Consider the following 828-nt stretch of genomic DNA (forward strand, 5'->3'; position numbering starts at 1 on the left):
CCACATGCTAGAATTCTTTACTATGATTCAGGTAAACACCTAACTGGACCAGGTAATAATGGTGAGCTTGTTGCCAATCAGTTGCAAGAAATCTTCGCAGACACACCTAACTTTTGTGTTGATGGTTGTGTGTTGGTATTGCACTCAACGGGCGATATCGTAATGCGTTATGTTATGGATCCTCAAAATGCTTCACTGTTGGGTGATTATGCCAATAACTTAAACATTGACGCGGTCATCGCCATGGCGGGTGCCGGTGGTGGTACTGACCTGGCGAACATAGGTGTTGACCTGTTTAATGGTATCAACTACGGCTCTACTATTGCTAATGCTATTTCCGATTGGATTGGTGCAGATATTACATTGCCCAGCACGCGAATTGGTATGACGTATGAATTGCAGCCTGAAATTGCTCGAGGCTTAGCCGCGTCTGGTACGTCTAATTCGATCCCTAACTTGCGTATTGCAGGTACGGGTGATGAGCTTTTTGGTCTCGTTACGCACCCGCTGATTACAGGCGGCGATGACAGTGTTGTACCTCTGCATAGTGCATGTGGCTCTAACAGGGAAGAGTCCATTGATTCATGTGTGTCTGATCTAGCTGTAGATGGACGTGTGAAGTATGTCTCGAAGCACCCGTCTGGTTACTACGATTATTACTACCCCATCATTATGAGTGAGAACACACCTCACAATAATATGCCGCAATCCATTAATATCTGGTCTTTCCAAAACCTATTGGTACTTCCATGGTTTGTTGACGGTCACCCAATGACCTTCGCATTGAGCAATGCAAATCAATACGAAAACAGTGGTAATGCCTCAATC

General features: G+C 45.0%; 1 protein-coding gene. It reads left to right on the forward strand.

The features are described 5' to 3' along the window. A partial coding sequence (locus tag A3756_RS27245) for a hypothetical protein (RefSeq protein ID WP_068552984.1) occupies positions 1 to 828 on the forward strand: 828 nt, incomplete at both ends.

The sequence above is a fragment of the Oleiphilus sp. HI0086 genome, from assembly GCF_001635225.1.